The following is a 13,077-nucleotide window of genomic DNA, read 5'->3' on the forward strand; positions in this document are numbered from 1 at the left end:
GGAAGACCCCCTGGCCTTGCGTGTTCCGGCAGCACTCCCCCGCACCGCGCGCCCCGCCCGTATCGCGAACCCCAGGCTAGGCCGATCCCGACCCGCAATGCCACCGGCGCGTCAGAGGAGGACCATCCGCAGGCGGTTGCGGCCCTCGGGCAGACGCTGATAGGCGAGCTCGCGGGTCAGGCGCCGCATCAGCACGAGGCCAAGCCCGCCGGGTTCGGCATCCGCCAGGCTGAGCGGGCGTTCCTTCAATTCGCCGGCGGTGGGGTCGAAGGCGCGGCCGGTATCCTCGAAGACCAGGATGCAACGGTCGGGCCCGGCCTCGGCGAGCAGCTCGACCTCGGCCGTCGCCGCGTCCTCGGCGCCGTGCATGGCGACGTTCATCACCACTTCCTCGACGAGGAGCTCGGCGCGGTCGGCGATGCCGCCGGGCAATCCCCGCGCGTCGAGGAAGGCGCGCAGCCGCGGCTGTGCCTCCGCAAGGCCTGACGAGGAGGCATGGATGGCCAGGCGGATCGCGCCCGCCTCTTCCGGATCGGTGGCCAACGGCACCGCCCGGCCTCCCGCCTCAGGTCGCGGTCAGCGACAGCGCCTCGGCCTCGTCGGTCGCGATCGGGATCAGCGTGCCGAGGGCGACGGTCTCGAAGACCGTCATGACCGAAGGCTGAGGGTTCAGGATCACGGCCTTGCGGCCGCGCCGGTGCAGCGTGCGCGCGACCGTGAGCAGCAGCCGGATGCCGAGCGAGCTGACGAAGGGCACGGCGGCGAGGTCGACCACCGCGTGGCGGTCGGCCGGGGCGAGGCTCGCGGTGAAGCGCAACTCGATCTCGCCGGTGCCGGCGGCATCGAGGCGCCCGTCGAGGACCACCCGGTTCACCCCCGGCGCCATTTCCTGAATATCCATCTTCATCGCGCCATCATCCCTTCCGACCACCGCCAGGACGGTGGGCCACGCCCCTCGCCCGGCAGTCTCGTTGACGACGGTGTGATAAGGGAAGAGGGCCGTTCCCGACATGTGACAATTCCATGTCGAATGGCCGGCGCGGGCGGCGCCGGCCCCGCGGGGTCAGGCTTCGCCGACGCAGTCCAGCATGGAGGCGGCCAGCGCCTCGGCCGGCGCCTTGCCGCCCCAGAGGACGAACTGGAAGGCGGGAAAGAAGCGCTCGCACTCGGTGATGGCGATGTCGACCATGTCCTCGAGGCTCTCGGCCGAGGCCGAGGGCGAGCCGCGCAGCAGGACCGAGTGGCGGAACACCGGGACGCCGTCCTCGGCCTCGATGCCGAAATGGCCGATCCAGAGGCGATCATTCGCCAGCGCCAGGAGCTCGTAGAGCTTCTCCCGCCGGTCGGCCGGCACCTTCAGGTCGAAGGCGCAGGTGAAGGCCATGGCGCTGATCTCGTGCGACCAGGAGAAGTGCAGGCCGTAGTCGCACCACTTGCCCGGCGCCTCGGCCGCCATCTCCCCGTCCGAACGGCGCTCGAAGGCCCATTCATTGGCGGCGATGATCTGTTCGAGGATGTCGAGGGGGTTCGAAGCACGGTCGCGGTCCAACTGGAGAGAGGCGGACATGCGGCACCTCCTTGCCCGGGTCTGCCGCCCGGACACCACAAGATATGGGGTGCGAATCGGGCGGCGGGATACGAAGGGCAGACTACGCAGACGCGGAATCGCGTCGCAAGCCTGTAGCGGTTGCAAACCGGTCTTCAGGTTTCGGGTGAGGAGTCCGTGCCAGCCTCAAGTTCGGAGACCCGGTGTTCGAGCGCGGCGAGCCGGGCTTCCAGCGCCTCCGCCTGCTCGCGCGCGCGGCGGGCGACCTCCATCGCGGCGTCGAGTTCCTCGCGCTTCACGAGGTCCAGCCGGCGGACGATCGCCTCGGCCTGGGCCTTGGCCATCGCCTCGACCTCGGTCCGCACGCCCGCGAGGAGCGAGAAGGCGCCCCCGGCTACACCCGCCAGGTCGTCCATGAACTTCGCGCGGCCACCATTGCCGACCATGGTCATCTCCTTCGTGCCGCTCGCCTTGCGGGGCCGTCCCACCGGGGCCTATACCGCCCGCGCCCCCCTCTCAAGGTCTGCCGGGCGGAATATCGACCATGCACATCGTCACCGGCGGGGCCGGATTCATCGGGTCCAACCTCGTCGCGGCGCTCTGCGCCCGTGCGGAGGAGGTGGTGGTCGTCGACCGGCTGCGCCAGGGCCTGAAGTGGCGGAACCTCGCCAAGCATCCCATCGCGGGCATCGTGGCGCCGGACGACCTGCCCGCCTTCCTGGCGAAGAAGCCCCCGGTCAGGGCGCTGTTCCACATGGGGGCGATCAGCGCGACGACCGAGACGGACGGGGACCTGGTCGCGGCGACCAACCTCGCCCTGCCGCAGATGCTCTGGGACTGGTGCGCGGATGCGGGGGTGCCCTTCATCTATGCCTCCTCGGCGGCGACCTATGGCGACGGGGCACTCGGCTTCGAGGACGATCTGCGCGCCGAGGCGCTGGCGCGGCTGCGGCCGCTCAATCTCTATGGCTGGTCGAAGTTGGCCTTCGACCGGCGGGTGGCGCAGATGCTCGCGTTGGGGCGGAAGCGGCCGCCGGGCTGGGCGGGGCTGCGCTTCTTCAACGTCTATGGGCCCAACGAGCACCACAAGGGGCGCATGGCCTCGGTGGTGCTGCACAAGTTCAACCAGATCATGAAGGGCGAGGCGGCGACGCTGTTCGCCTCGGACCGCGAGGGCATCGCGGACGGTGAGCAGAAGCGCGACTTCGTCCATGTGCGCGACTGCGTCGCGGCGATGCTGTGGCTCGAGGCGCATCCCGAGGCGTCCGGCCTGTACAACATCGGCTCGGGCCAGGCGCGCACCTTCCTCGACCTGACGCGGGCGATCTACGCCGCGCTGGGGCGCAACGCCGATATCCGCTTCGTGCCCATGCCTGACGACCTCAAGGGCAAGTACCAGTACTTCACCGAGGCGCGGATGGACCGCCTGCGCGGGGCAGGTTTCACGCAGCCGCCCACGACGCTGGAGGACGGGGTGCGTTCCTATGTGCGGGACGTGCTGATGAACGCCGAGGATCCCTTCGCCTGATGTTCTTCGCCATTCCCTTCCCCGCCATCGACCCGACGCTGATCGAGATCGGGCCCTTCGCCATCCGCTGGTATGCGCTGGCCTACATCGCCGGCATCATCCTCGGCTGGCGGGTCGCCCGGGTGCTGGTCCAGCGCACGCCGAAGGTCGCGACGCCCGAGCAGGTGGACGACTACGTCACCTGGGCGACGCTCGGCATCATCCTCGGCGGGCGGCTCGGCTACGTCCTGTTCTACCGGCCGGGCTACTACGTCACGGCGCCGTGGGAGGCCCTCGCGCTGTGGCATGGCGGGATGTCCTTCCATGGCGGGGCGCTCGGCGTGATCGTCGCGACCTGGCTGTTCGCCCGGCGCAACGCGATCGACTGGGTGGCCTTCGCCGACCGCATCGTCTGCGTGGTGCCGATCGGGCTGTTCTTCGGGCGGCTGGCCAATTTCATCAATGGCGAGCTCTGGGGCCGCGTGACGGACGTGCCCTGGGGGATGGTCTTCCCCAATGGCGGGCCGGACCCGCGGCATCCCTCGCAGCTCTACCAGGCCTTCCTCGAGGGCATCGTGCTGTTCAGCGTGCTGATGTGGCTCGCGCGCAGCGAATGGGTGCGGGCGCGGCCGGGCATCCTGTCGGGCAGCTTCCTCGCGGGCTACGGCATGGCCCGCATCACCGGCGAGTTCTTCCGCCAGCCGGACGCGCATCTCGGCTTCCTGTTTGCGGGCGCGACCATGGGGCAGTTGCTGTCGCTGCCGATGATCCTGATCGGCGCCTGGCTGATCCTCCGCGGCCGGGCGCGGCATGTCGAAGGCTGACGCGGCGTCCGAGCGCCTCGATCGTTTCCTGAGCCGGGCGGCCGCCGCCTACTACGCCGCGCGGGAGCCCTTCGGCGCCGGGGGCGACTTCACCACGGCGCCCGAGATCACCCAGGCCTTCGGGGAATGCCTCGGCCTCTGGGCGGCCATCGCCTGGGAGGCGATGGGGCGGCCCGATCCGGTGCTGCTGGTGGAACTCGGTCCTGGGCGCGGCACGCTGATGGCCGATGCGCTGCGCGCGGTGGGCGAGATGGTGCCGCCCTTCCGCGCCGCGGCCCGGGTCCATCTGGTCGAGACCTCGCCCCGGCTGCGTGCTGTCCAGGCCGAACGGCTGGGCGGGACGGTCGCCGCCTGGCATGACGACATCGCCGCGCTGCCGCCGGGCCTGGCGATCGTCATCGCCAACGAATTCCTCGACGCCCTGCCGATCCGCCAGTTCGTCCGCCGCGGCGGGGCCTGGCTGGAACGCTTCGTTGCGGCCGGCGCCTTCGTCGAAGGGCCCGCCGATGCCGCGCCGGCCCTGCCCGAGGATGCGCCCGAGGGCGCGGTCCAGGAGGTCTGCGAACCCGCGCGCGCGCTCGGCGCCGCGCTTGGCGCGCGGATCGCGGCGCAGGGTGGGGCGGCGCTGTTCCTCGACTACGGGCCGGCCGAGAGCGGCTTCGGCGACAGCCTCCAGGCCATGGCGCGCCATGGCGCCGCCGACCCGCTGGGCGAGCCCGGTTCCGCCGACGTCACGGCCCATGTCGACTTCGCGGCCTTCGCGGCGGCGGCCCGTACGGCGGGGGCGCAGGTGCAGGGGCCGCTGCCGCAGGGGGTCTTCCTCGGGCGGCTCGGGCTGTTCAGCCGGGCGGCGATGCTCGCGCGGATGGACCCCAAGCGTGCGACGCACCATCTTGCGGCGGCGCAGCGGTTGGCCGCGCCCGAGCATATGGGGCGGCTGTTCAAGGCGATCTGCCTCTGCCACGCCGGCCTGCCGACGCTGCCGGGATTCGAGGAGGGCTGATGGCCCAGTTCGTCACCGCCGAGAGCCTCGCCGCCCAGTCCGGCCTGGCCCATGCCTTCTTCACCCGCCGGGGCGGTGTCTCCGCCGGGCCCTTCGCGGCGCTGAACTGCTCGCTTTCGGGCAAGGACGACCCCGACGCGGTACGGGAGAACCGGCGCCGCGCCGCCGATGCGCTGGGTGTCGCGGGCGGTTCGCTCGCCGCGCTGACCCAGGTGCACGGCCCGGACGTGGCGGTGGTCGAGACGCCCTGGCCGGACCACGACCGCCCGAAGGCGGATGCCATGGTCACGCGGCGGCCGGGGGTGGCGCTCGGCATCGTCACCGCCGATTGCGCGCCGGTGCTCTTCGCCGATCCCGCCGCGGGGGTGATCGGCGCGGCCCATGCCGGCTGGCGCGGCGCGGTGGGCGGCGTGCTCGAGGCGACGATCGCGGCGATGCTCGCCCTCGGCGCTCGGCGGGAGGCGATCGTCACCGCGGTCGGGCCCTGCATCCGCCAGCCTTCCTACGAGGTCGCGGCGGACCTGCGCGACGCGGTGCTGGCGCATGACCCCGCCCATGCCCGCTTCTTCGCCGACGGACGGCGGGAGGGGCGGTGGCAGTTCGACCTCGCGGGCTATTGCGCCGCGCGGCTCGCGGCGGCGGGCGTCGGGGTCGAGGTCACGCCGCACGACACGCTGGCGCTGGAAGGGGACTTCTTCAGCCATCGGCGGAACACCCTCGCGGGCGGCGGGCCGATCGGGCACCAGCTCTCGGCCATCGCGCTCGCGCCGTGAGCACCCCTGGTCAATCCAGTGTCCTCCGCCAATAAGGACGCCATGCCCTACATCCTGATGTTCGGAGCGCTGATGCTGCTCACCATGCTGGTGTCCTGCTTTGCGCTGGTCTGATCCCATCCGCGCCGCGCTGGCCGCGTTCGCGCTGGTCGCCCTTGCCGCCTGCGGCGACCTGCCGCAGCCCTTCCGCGGCAATCCGGGCGGGCAGGCCGGGCTGCTCGCCGCGCCGCCGGCCTATCGGCTCGCCATCCCCCGGCCCGCCGGCGCCATGCTGACCGATCGGCAGGCCGACGGCTTCGCCGAGGCGCTGTCCACCGCCCTGCTGGCCAACGAGGTCCCGGCCTCGGCGACCGATCCGCTGCCGCTCGACTGGCGGCTGACGGTGGAAGCGCGGCTCGATGGCACTGCCGTGGTGCCGCGCTACACCCTGACCGACCCGGACGGGCAGCGGCAGGGCAGCGCCGAGGGCGCGCGGGTGTCGTCGCGCGAATGGTCGGCGCCGAGTGCCGATGTCCTCACTCGCGTCGCGCGCGACGCGGCGCCGCGCGTGGCCGACCTGCTGCTGCGCGCCGAGGCGGCGCGGAAGGGCATGGACCCGGCGGCGCTCGCCGTGGCCGGCCCGCCGCGCATCTATGTCCCGATGGTCCGCGGCGCGCCGGGCGACGGCAACATGGCGCTGACGGCCCGGCTGCGCGAGGCGCTGAACCAGCAGGGCCTGGTCGTGCAGGAGACCACCCAGGGCGCCCGCTTCGCGGTGACCGGCCAGGTCGACGTCGTGAACCAGCCGGCCACGCGCACCCAGCGGATCGAGATCCTGTGGACCGTGTCGCGCCAGGATGGCGAGGACCTCGGCCGCGTGCTGCAGCTGAACGAGGTGCCGCAGGGGGTGCTGGAACGCTTCTGGGGCGACGTCGCCTTCGCCGCGGCGAACGAGGCGGCGGGCGGCGTCAGGACGGTGATCTCCAACGCGGGGGGCTTCCCCACCCAGCCCGGCGCGGCACCGCGGCCGGCGGGCCCGCAGGCCGGCCAGGGGCTCGCCATGCCGCAGAACCCCGGCGCGCTTCCGGCGCCGCAGGCGCAGGCGGCCGAATAGGGCCGGCCCCGGCCAGGTCGCGCCGCCTGGCCGGGCAAGGTTGCCTGCACCGGCGAAGTCCGCGGAGGGCCCGGCGCGCGGGCGCCGCTCGGGCCCTCAGCCGAACTTCAGCGAGGGCACGGCATCCGCGGCGCGGACCAGGTAGCGGTAACGATAGGCCTCGGTCATGCCGAGGCCGGTGTTCAGCGCGATCGAGGCGATGTTCGCCTTGGCCACCTGGCAGAACATCCATTCGGCGCCGAGACCCGCGGCCCAATGCGCGGCGGCGCGCACCGCGCGGGCAGCGAGGCCCTTGCGCCGATGCTCGGGACGCACGGCGAGGTCGAAGAAGCCCGCGATCGGACCGGCGGCGACGGCCGAGATCACGGCGGCCGGCTGCCCGGCCTCGCGCAGCGTGATCCAGGCGCCGGGGACCATCAGCAGCGCCGGGGTGCCTTCCTTCTCGCGGCGGCGTGCGGGGCTCTGGTGCTCGGCGGTCGCGGTGACCGCCATCCAGTCCGCGTCGGGTTCTGGATGCGCCTGCGCGGCGAGGTCGGGGGCGGCGAGCGTGGCGATCGGGGCGAGCAGGATGACCGTCTCGTCCTTCTCGACATAGCCCCGCGCGGCGAGCGCCTCCGCGAGGCCCGGCGGGTCTAGCGGTGTGGAGCGGAAGCGCGGCGGCACGCCGAGGGCGGCGTAGAATCCCTCGATCCGCGCGATGCGGGCTGCGAGGTCCGGATCGGGCGACGGGTCGAGGCTGGACGCCGCATTGGCGCGGCCCGTGCCGCCGGCATAGGCGCGCACGACGAAGGGCCCGTCGAAGGCGATGCGGGGTGCGGGAACGGTGCTGAGCGTCGCGCGTTCGAGCGCGAGGATATCCGGAGGCGTCACGGCTGCAGGCCGAGACGGCCGATGAGCATTTCCTCGATGCGGGCGGACTGGGCGAGGAAGGCCCCGTAGCTGGGGCCGTCGCGGTAGTCTTCGGTCATGTCGTTCCTGGACAGCACGTCGTGGAAGGCCTGGTCCTGCATCGCGGCGCGGAAGGCGTCGTGCAGGCTGGCGGTGATCTCGGCCGGGAGGGCTGCGGGGCCGACGATGCCGAAGGGCGCGGTGACGGTGAGGCGGTAGCCGAGCTCGCGCAGCGTCGGCGCCTCGGGCCAGCGGGGCAGGCGCTCGGCGGACCAGACGTTGAGCCAGACGGCATCCCCGTCGGTCACCGCGCTGCCGATGCTGACCGGCCCGGCCATGACGTCGACATCGCCGGCGACCAGGGCCCGGACGCCGAGGGCTGCGCCCCGGAAGGGGACGTGCACGACCTGCACACGTTCGCGCAGCAGCAGCCGCGCCATGGTCAGGTGGCCGTTCGAGTTCACCCCGGCGCTGCCATAGGAGAGCACGCCGGGTTTCTCCCGCGCCTCGGCGATGAAGCCGCGCCAGCCCTCGGGGAAGCGATCCTTCTTGGCGATGGACCCGAAGGCGCCGCCCGCCACGCCGAGGATGGGCGTGAGATCGCCCGGGAAGTCGAGCGGCAGGTGGTCGAGCAGCGCGATGCGGATCGCGGCGGCCGGCAGCTGCGCGATGACCAGACCGTCCGGCGTCGCCGAGGCGAGGCCGGCGATCATCCGCACGCCGGGACGGCCGGGCTTGTTGTAGACCTCGATCGGCTGGCCGAGGCGGCGGGCGGCGCAGTCGGCCAGCACGCGCATCACCTCGTCATTGGTGCCGCCGGGGGCGAAGGGGACGATGACGCGCACCGGCCCGGGTGGCGTCCAGGCGCGGGCGGGCCTGGCAAGCGCCGGCAGGGCGAGCGCGCCCAGAAGCAGGCCGCGCCGTCCGGCAGCGCCCGTTCCGATCATCCGCATACCCTGGATCCCGTCGCGCATGCTGCGGGGGCCATCCGTTGCAATCCGTTGCGCGCCTGAAAAACGGTCGTCACCCGGCGCTGCTGAGGTGATCGCACGAGATCGCGAGGGACGGAAGATGGCAGCACGATTCACCGGCACGGCGGCGCTCGCCGCTTTGGCCCTGGCCTGGATCCTGACCGCCCAGCCTGCTGCGGCGCAGCAAGGCGCGGCGCCGGCGGGCGAGGTACAGGACCAGCAGCGGCGGGGCGCCCTGCGGGCCCAGTTCCGCGGCCATGTCGCCGCCGCCGATGCGGCGCTCGCGGCCGGGCGTCCGGCCGAGGCGCGCGAGCGGATCGGCCGCGCCGAGACCATGCTGGCGAACCTCCGCCGTCCCGGGCGGGAGCGCGCGGGCCGGGCGACGCAGGCGCTCGAGACGGCGCGCGTCGCCCTGGACCGCGGGTCCTACGAGGAGGCCCGCGCCGCGCTCCAGCCGCTGCTGGCGCGCCAGGCGCCGGCCTCCCGCAAGGCCTGACCGGCTACCAGCGGCGGCCATAGCCCCAGGCCTGGTCGCCGCGGTGCCACGCTGGCGGGGCCGGGCGGTGCCAGCTCTCGCGCCAGGCGGGGGCCGGGCGGTAGGGGCGGTAGCCATAGGCGTAGCCGCGGCCATAGCCGTAGTGGTGGCCGTGCTGCCAGGCGGGCGCGGGGCGCCAGCCCTGCACGGGCGGCGGGCGGTGATAGTCCCAGGCGAGAGCCGGGGTGGCGGCGAGGGTGCCGAGGACCAGGGCGAGGATGGGAAGCGAACGGCGCATGGCGGTATCTCCTTCCAGCGAGGACAGGAGACGCCCGGCGCAAGGCGGCGCGGCGGCGCGCGCATGGCGGGATGGCGGCGGCGCGTGACGGACGGTGACGGAGGCCCGGGACCGTTCGGCGGATCTGGCGCCGGCCGGCAGCCACGCGCGGCCCGGGACGCGCGTGGCCGGTGGCGCGCCGGCGCCGCGTCGACCGGTCAGACGTCGTCCGCGAGGCGCGCGAGCGCGGCGCGGTAGGTTTCGTCGAACAGCGCGTCGAGGGCGGGGTTCACGCCCTTGCAGCCCGCCGCGACCCGGCCCGCCCAGCCAACGTACTCCGTGCGCCGCGCGTGGTTCCAATTGGCCGGCGGGCTGTCGGCGATCGCCCGGAGGTTCGAGATCTTGTCGGCGAGCTTCAGTTGCTTCGCCGCATCCGACTTCTTGGGCGCGAGGGAGACCTGCAGCGCCTTGCGCGTCTCCTTGGGCAGGGTCTTGTCGTCGGTCGCCTCGGCGACGAGGTTCGCGACCGTCTCGCCGAAGGCGGCGACGAGGTCGGCGTGGGTCGCGTCGGTGTCCTCGACCGTGTCGTGCAGCAGGCCGGCGAGGATGGCGTCCTCGGGCGCGCCGGCCTCGGCGAGGATGGCGGCGACCTCGATCACGTGGTTCACGTAGGGTTCGGCGGCGGCACCCTTGCGCGCCTGGCCGGCATGGGCGCGGGCGGCGAAGAGCGTGGCCTGGAGGATGCGGGCGGCGGAGGTCTCGGCGGGCGGCATGGGATCGTCCTTTCGACGGAATGGGGCGGGGAGGCAAGCGGCCTCGCGCACGCGGCGGGCGCTGCTGGCGCTGGGGGCGGGCGGTCTGCTCGGCGCGCAGGCGCCGGCGCCGGGGCTCGCTGCGGCGCGGGAGGCGCTGGAGTCGGCGCGCGCGATGCTCTGCGGCGATTGCGACAACGACATCGAGGCCGAGGGGGTGAACCGGCCGATGCGGCGCGCGGTGGCCGCGGAGAACTGGATGGCGCGGGCCGAGGAGGCCCTCGAGCCGCTCGCGTCGTCCGCCCCCGCATCGGCGGCCCGGGCGGCGATGGCCCGGGCGCGCGAGGCGCTGGAGGGCCTCGACGAGGCGGCGGCGATCAGCGCCCTGGAGGAGGCGTCGGCGGCGCTGCGCTGACCGGAGCGGTGGTGGAGGCGAGCGGGCCACCGGGCGCCGCCGCGGCGAAGGCCGCGCCGACCACGCCGAGGATCTCGGCCTGCGTCGGCGTCAGCCGGTGGGTCAGCAGCCGGTACCAGGCGAAGCCGAAGACCAGGTCGATGATGAGGCCGAGGTCGGTCGTCGGAGCGATGCGGCCCGCCGCCACCGCGCGCGCGAGGATGGCGCGCGGGACCTCCCGCGTCCGGGGCAGGAAGTCGTCGCGCAGCGCGGCGAGGGCGGCAGGGTCGGCCTGGGCCTCGGCGATGATGCTGCGGAAGGCTTGGCCGGCGGGGGAGTCGCGCCAGAAATCCATCACCGCGCGGACCAGGTCGGCGAAGTCCTCCTGCGGGTCGGGCAGGGTGGGGCGCGCGGCTTCCATCGCCACCTTCTCGCGCTCGTAGACCTCGATCAGAAGGGCGGCCTTGTTCGGCCACCAGCGGTAGAGCGTGGGCTTGCCGGCACCGGCGCGACGGGCGACGGCCTCGAAGGTCACGCCGGCATATCCGTGCTCGGCGAGCAGGGCGGCGGCGGCATCGAGGATGGCCGCGTGGCTTTCCGGATTGCGGTGGCTGCCGATGGAGGCGCGGGGCTTGGCCATGGATACGGTCTAGCATTCAAGTTGACGAAACGGAACTGGCCGTATAGATAATCGAAACGATCCGTTCCGTTTAGATGAGGCTCCCGATGTCGAATGCCCAGAGGGCGCGGCTGGCGCTCGTGCTGATCCCTGGTGCCTACGCCGTAGTGACGGCGCTGCTGTACGTGTGGTCGCCGGTGCTGGCCCGGCTGGCGCCCTGGCAGACCGCGGCGCTGATCGTGCCGCAGATGGTCGGTGCCATGATCTGGGGCGTGATCCCCGCGGCGCACCGCTGGTTCGGCGGCTTCATCGCCGGCCGCTGCACCGCCTGACGGCGGCTGGCCCGGCCCGCATGCGTGATGCGGGCCGGGGGCGAACACCGATCAGGTGTTCATCGCGTCGCGCCGCAGGCGCGCGGACGGCGAGGACGATGCGGTGAACACCGATCAGGTGTTCATCGCGTCGCGCCGCAGGCGCGCAGATGGCTAAGCGGATGCCTGGAACACCGATAAGGTGTTCATGGCGTCGCGCCATAGGCGCGCGGAAGGCGAGGACGATGCGGTGAACACCGATCAGGTGTTCATCGCATCGAAGAAGTCCTGGTTCGTCTTGCTGTACTTCAGCTTGTCGATCAGGAATTCCATCGCGTCCTGTGTGCCCATCGGGTTCAGGATGCGGCGTAGCACCCACATCTTCGACAGCGTGCCGCGATCCACCAGCAGCTCCTCCTTGCGGGTGCCGGACTTGGTGATGTCGATCGCGGGGAAGGTGCGCTTGTCCGAGAGCTTGCGGTCCAGCACGATTTCGCTGTTACCGGTGCCCTTGAACTCCTCGAAGATGACTTCGTCCATGCGGCTGCCGGTGTCGATCAGCGCCGTGGCGATGATGGTCAGCGACCCGCCTTCCTCGATGTTGCGCGCGGCGCCGAAGAAGCGCTTGGGGCGCTGCAGGGCGTTGGCGTCGACACCGCCGGTCAGCACCTTGCCGGAGGACGGCACGACCGAGTTGTAGGCGCGGCCGAGGCGGGTGATGGAGTCGAGCAGGATCACCACGTCGCGCTTGTGCTCGACCAGGCGCTTGGCCTTCTCGAGCACCATCTCGGTCACCTGCACGTGGCGGGTGGCCGGTTCGTCGAAAGTGGAGGCCACGACCTCGCCGCGGACGGTGCGGGCCATGTCGGTCACTTCCTCGGGTCGCTCGTCGATGAGCAGCACCATCAGGAAGACTTCCGGATTGTTCGCCGTGATCGACTTGGCGATGTTCTGCAGCATCACCGTCTTGCCGGTGCGCGGCGGGGCGACGATCAGCGCGCGCTGGCCCATGCCGATCGGGGCGATCAGGTCGATGACGCGATGGGTGTTGTCCTTGGTGGGGCCCTTGCCCACGGACTCGACCTCCGCGTTCTCCATCTTCAGCCGGCGGTTCGGATAGAGCGGCGTGAGGTTGTCGAAGTTGATGCGGTGCTTGAGCGATTCCGGCGGCTCGAAGTTGATGCTGTTGACCTTCAGCATCGCGAAGTAGCGCTCGCCATCCTTGGGCGAGCGGATCTGGCCTTCGACCGTGTCGCCGGTGCGCAGGCCGAAGCGGCGCACCTGGGCCGGCGAGATGTAGATGTCGTCGGGGCCGGGGAGGAAGTTCGCCTGCGGGCTGCGGAGGTAGCCGAAGCCGTCGGGCAGGATCTCGAGCGTGCCTTCGCCGAAGATCGCCTGGTCGTTGTCGGCCAGGGTCTTGAGGATGGCGAACATCATGTCCTGCTTGCGGAGCGAGGACGCGTTCTCGATGTTCAGTTCCTCGGCGAAGGCGAGGAGGTCGGCGGGGCTTTTGGCCTTGAGTTCGGAAAGATGCATGGGGTCCTGGACGCGGTCCGAAGCAGGGGATTGGCCGGGACGTTCCCGATGGCCCCGAAGGAGCCTGATCGCCCGGGTCGGCGCCGCTGGGGGCGCGAGGGGCGATGT

At 72.4% G+C, this 13,077-nt stretch carries 18 protein-coding genes; 8 read left to right on the forward strand and 10 right to left on the reverse strand.

What is annotated here, in order from left to right; genetic code table 11:
• Positions 1-111 precede the first annotated feature (111 nt).
• From GWK15_RS21660 to GWK15_RS21675, 4 genes are all read right to left on the reverse strand, one after another.
• Positions 112-549 carry an ATP-binding protein gene (locus GWK15_RS21660; protein WP_168043483.1) on the reverse strand — a complete coding sequence of 146 codons (438 nt, stop codon included), beginning with the start codon at positions 547-549 and terminating at the stop codon, positions 112-114.
• A 16-nt stretch (positions 550-565) separates the two neighbouring features.
• Positions 566-907 (reverse strand): STAS domain-containing protein, encoded by a 342-nt coding sequence (locus tag GWK15_RS21665; RefSeq protein ID WP_168043484.1) that lies wholly within the window; start codon positions 905-907, stop codon positions 566-568.
• A gap of 156 nt (positions 908-1,063) precedes the next feature.
• On the reverse strand, positions 1,064-1,567 hold the full coding sequence (locus tag GWK15_RS21670; protein WP_168043485.1) for a type III secretion system chaperone family protein: 504 nt from the start codon (positions 1,565-1,567) through the stop codon (positions 1,064-1,066).
• A 134-nt stretch (positions 1,568-1,701) separates the two neighbouring features.
• A complete protein-coding gene (locus GWK15_RS21675; RefSeq protein WP_168043486.1) occupies positions 1,702-1,992 on the reverse strand; it encodes an accessory factor UbiK family protein in 291 nt (96 codons plus the stop codon).
• 98 nt (positions 1,993-2,090) lie between these two features.
• Between GWK15_RS21675 and rfaD the strand changes: the two genes are divergently transcribed.
• From rfaD to GWK15_RS21700, 5 genes are all read left to right on the forward strand, one after another.
• Positions 2,091-3,074 carry an ADP-glyceromanno-heptose 6-epimerase gene (gene rfaD, locus GWK15_RS21680; RefSeq protein WP_168043487.1) on the forward strand — a complete coding sequence of 328 codons (984 nt, stop codon included), beginning with the start codon at positions 2,091-2,093 and terminating at the stop codon, positions 3,072-3,074.
• Positions 3,074-3,877 carry a prolipoprotein diacylglyceryl transferase gene (gene lgt, locus GWK15_RS21685; RefSeq protein ID WP_168043488.1) on the forward strand — a complete coding sequence of 268 codons (804 nt, stop codon included), beginning with the start codon at positions 3,074-3,076 and terminating at the stop codon, positions 3,875-3,877. The genes rfaD and lgt overlap by 1 nt, the downstream gene beginning before the upstream one ends.
• Complete coding sequence (locus GWK15_RS21690) at positions 3,864-4,880, forward strand: class I SAM-dependent methyltransferase (protein ID WP_168043489.1); 1,017 nt, start codon at positions 3,864-3,866, stop codon at positions 4,878-4,880. The genes lgt and GWK15_RS21690 overlap by 14 nt, the downstream gene beginning before the upstream one ends.
• Entirely contained in the window at positions 4,880-5,653 is a 774-nt protein-coding gene (pgeF, locus tag GWK15_RS21695) for a peptidoglycan editing factor PgeF (RefSeq protein ID WP_168043490.1), read from the forward strand. The genes GWK15_RS21690 and pgeF overlap by 1 nt, the downstream gene beginning before the upstream one ends.
• A gap of 100 nt (positions 5,654-5,753) precedes the next feature.
• Complete coding sequence (locus tag GWK15_RS21700; protein WP_168043491.1) at positions 5,754-6,746, forward strand: hypothetical protein; 993 nt, start codon at positions 5,754-5,756, stop codon at positions 6,744-6,746.
• 96 nt (positions 6,747-6,842) lie between these two features.
• Here the strand turns inward: GWK15_RS21700 and GWK15_RS26625 are convergent, their stop codons facing one another.
• Both GWK15_RS26625 and GWK15_RS21710 read right to left on the reverse strand, forming a co-directional pair.
• Positions 6,843-7,616, reverse strand: coding sequence for a GNAT family N-acetyltransferase (locus GWK15_RS26625; RefSeq protein ID WP_168043492.1), 774 nt, complete (start codon positions 7,614-7,616; stop codon positions 6,843-6,845).
• A complete protein-coding gene (locus tag GWK15_RS21710) occupies positions 7,613-8,581 on the reverse strand; it encodes a tripartite tricarboxylate transporter substrate binding protein (protein ID WP_168043493.1) in 969 nt (322 codons plus the stop codon). Before GWK15_RS21710 ends, GWK15_RS26625 begins: the two co-directional genes overlap by 4 nt.
• Positions 8,582-8,705: 124 nt before the next feature.
• Here GWK15_RS21710 and GWK15_RS21715 point away from each other — a divergent pair, with 124 nt between their 5' ends.
• Positions 8,706-9,101: a hypothetical protein gene (locus tag GWK15_RS21715; protein ID WP_168043494.1), complete on the forward strand. Its 396-nt coding sequence runs from the start codon at positions 8,706-8,708 to the stop codon at positions 9,099-9,101.
• Between the two features lie 4 nt (positions 9,102-9,105).
• Here the strand turns inward: GWK15_RS21715 and GWK15_RS21720 are convergent, their stop codons facing one another.
• Together GWK15_RS21720 and GWK15_RS21725 are read right to left on the reverse strand one after the other, a co-directional pair.
• Complete coding sequence (locus GWK15_RS21720; protein WP_168043495.1) at positions 9,106-9,378, reverse strand: hypothetical protein; 273 nt, start codon at positions 9,376-9,378, stop codon at positions 9,106-9,108.
• Positions 9,379-9,575: 197 nt separating this feature from the next.
• Complete coding sequence (locus GWK15_RS21725) at positions 9,576-10,130, reverse strand: HD domain-containing protein (protein ID WP_168043496.1); 555 nt, start codon at positions 10,128-10,130, stop codon at positions 9,576-9,578.
• Here GWK15_RS21725 and GWK15_RS21730 point away from each other — a divergent pair.
• Entirely contained in the window at positions 10,129-10,524 is a 396-nt protein-coding gene (locus GWK15_RS21730; RefSeq protein ID WP_168043497.1) for a hypothetical protein, read from the forward strand. The genes GWK15_RS21725 and GWK15_RS21730 overlap by 2 nt on opposite strands.
• On the opposite strand, the gene GWK15_RS21735 is transcribed toward GWK15_RS21730, so the two are convergent.
• Positions 10,487-11,143: a TetR/AcrR family transcriptional regulator gene (locus GWK15_RS21735; protein WP_168043498.1), complete on the reverse strand. Its 657-nt coding sequence runs from the start codon at positions 11,141-11,143 to the stop codon at positions 10,487-10,489. The genes GWK15_RS21730 and GWK15_RS21735 overlap by 38 nt on opposite strands.
• 86 nt (positions 11,144-11,229) lie before the next feature.
• Between GWK15_RS21735 and GWK15_RS21740 the strand changes: the two genes are divergently transcribed.
• Complete coding sequence (locus GWK15_RS21740) at positions 11,230-11,454, forward strand: hypothetical protein (RefSeq protein WP_168043499.1); 225 nt, start codon at positions 11,230-11,232, stop codon at positions 11,452-11,454.
• Positions 11,455-11,694: 240 nt separating this feature from the next.
• On the opposite strand, the gene rho is transcribed toward GWK15_RS21740, so the two are convergent.
• On the reverse strand, positions 11,695-12,969 hold the full coding sequence (gene rho, locus GWK15_RS21745) for a transcription termination factor Rho (RefSeq protein ID WP_168043500.1): 1,275 nt from the start codon (positions 12,967-12,969) through the stop codon (positions 11,695-11,697).
• Positions 12,970-13,077 lie beyond the last annotated feature (108 nt).

Source organism: Neoroseomonas oryzicola (genome assembly GCF_012163135.1).
Lineage (GTDB): Bacteria > Pseudomonadota > Alphaproteobacteria > Acetobacterales > Acetobacteraceae > Neoroseomonas > Neoroseomonas oryzicola.

What these genes read in the sequence shown, in the direction of transcription:
- GWK15_RS21665 (WP_168043484.1), bottom strand. Translation starts at nt 907, where the DNA reads ATGAAGATGGATATTCAGGAAATGGCGCCGGGGGTGAACCGGGTGGTC.
- GWK15_RS21670 (WP_168043485.1), bottom strand. Translation starts at nt 1,567, where the DNA reads ATGTCCGCCTCTCTCCAGTTGGACCGCGACCGTGCTTCGAACCCCCTC.
- GWK15_RS21675 (WP_168043486.1), bottom strand. Translation starts at nt 1,992, where the DNA reads ATGGTCGGCAATGGTGGCCGCGCGAAGTTCATGGACGACCTGGCGGGT.
- rfaD (WP_168043487.1), top strand. Translation starts at nt 2,091, where the DNA reads ATGCACATCGTCACCGGCGGGGCCGGATTCATCGGGTCCAACCTCGTC.
- lgt (WP_168043488.1), top strand. Translation starts at nt 3,074, where the DNA reads ATGTTCTTCGCCATTCCCTTCCCCGCCATCGACCCGACGCTGATCGAG.
- GWK15_RS21690 (WP_168043489.1), top strand. Translation starts at nt 3,864, where the DNA reads ATGTCGAAGGCTGACGCGGCGTCCGAGCGCCTCGATCGTTTCCTGAGC.
- pgeF (WP_168043490.1), top strand. Translation starts at nt 4,880, where the DNA reads ATGGCCCAGTTCGTCACCGCCGAGAGCCTCGCCGCCCAGTCCGGCCTG.
- GWK15_RS21710 (WP_168043493.1), bottom strand. Translation starts at nt 8,581, where the DNA reads ATGATCGGAACGGGCGCTGCCGGACGGCGCGGCCTGCTTCTGGGCGCG.
- GWK15_RS21715 (WP_168043494.1), top strand. Translation starts at nt 8,706, where the DNA reads ATGGCAGCACGATTCACCGGCACGGCGGCGCTCGCCGCTTTGGCCCTG.
- GWK15_RS21720 (WP_168043495.1), bottom strand. Translation starts at nt 9,378, where the DNA reads ATGCGCCGTTCGCTTCCCATCCTCGCCCTGGTCCTCGGCACCCTCGCC.
- GWK15_RS21730 (WP_168043497.1), top strand. Translation starts at nt 10,129, where the DNA reads ATGGGATCGTCCTTTCGACGGAATGGGGCGGGGAGGCAAGCGGCCTCG.
- GWK15_RS21725 (WP_168043496.1), bottom strand. Translation starts at nt 10,130, where the DNA reads ATGCCGCCCGCCGAGACCTCCGCCGCCCGCATCCTCCAGGCCACGCTC.
- GWK15_RS21735 (WP_168043498.1), bottom strand. Translation starts at nt 11,143, where the DNA reads ATGGCCAAGCCCCGCGCCTCCATCGGCAGCCACCGCAATCCGGAAAGC.
- GWK15_RS21740 (WP_168043499.1), top strand. Translation starts at nt 11,230, where the DNA reads ATGTCGAATGCCCAGAGGGCGCGGCTGGCGCTCGTGCTGATCCCTGGT.
- rho (WP_168043500.1), bottom strand. Translation starts at nt 12,969, where the DNA reads ATGCATCTTTCCGAACTCAAGGCCAAAAGCCCCGCCGACCTCCTCGCC.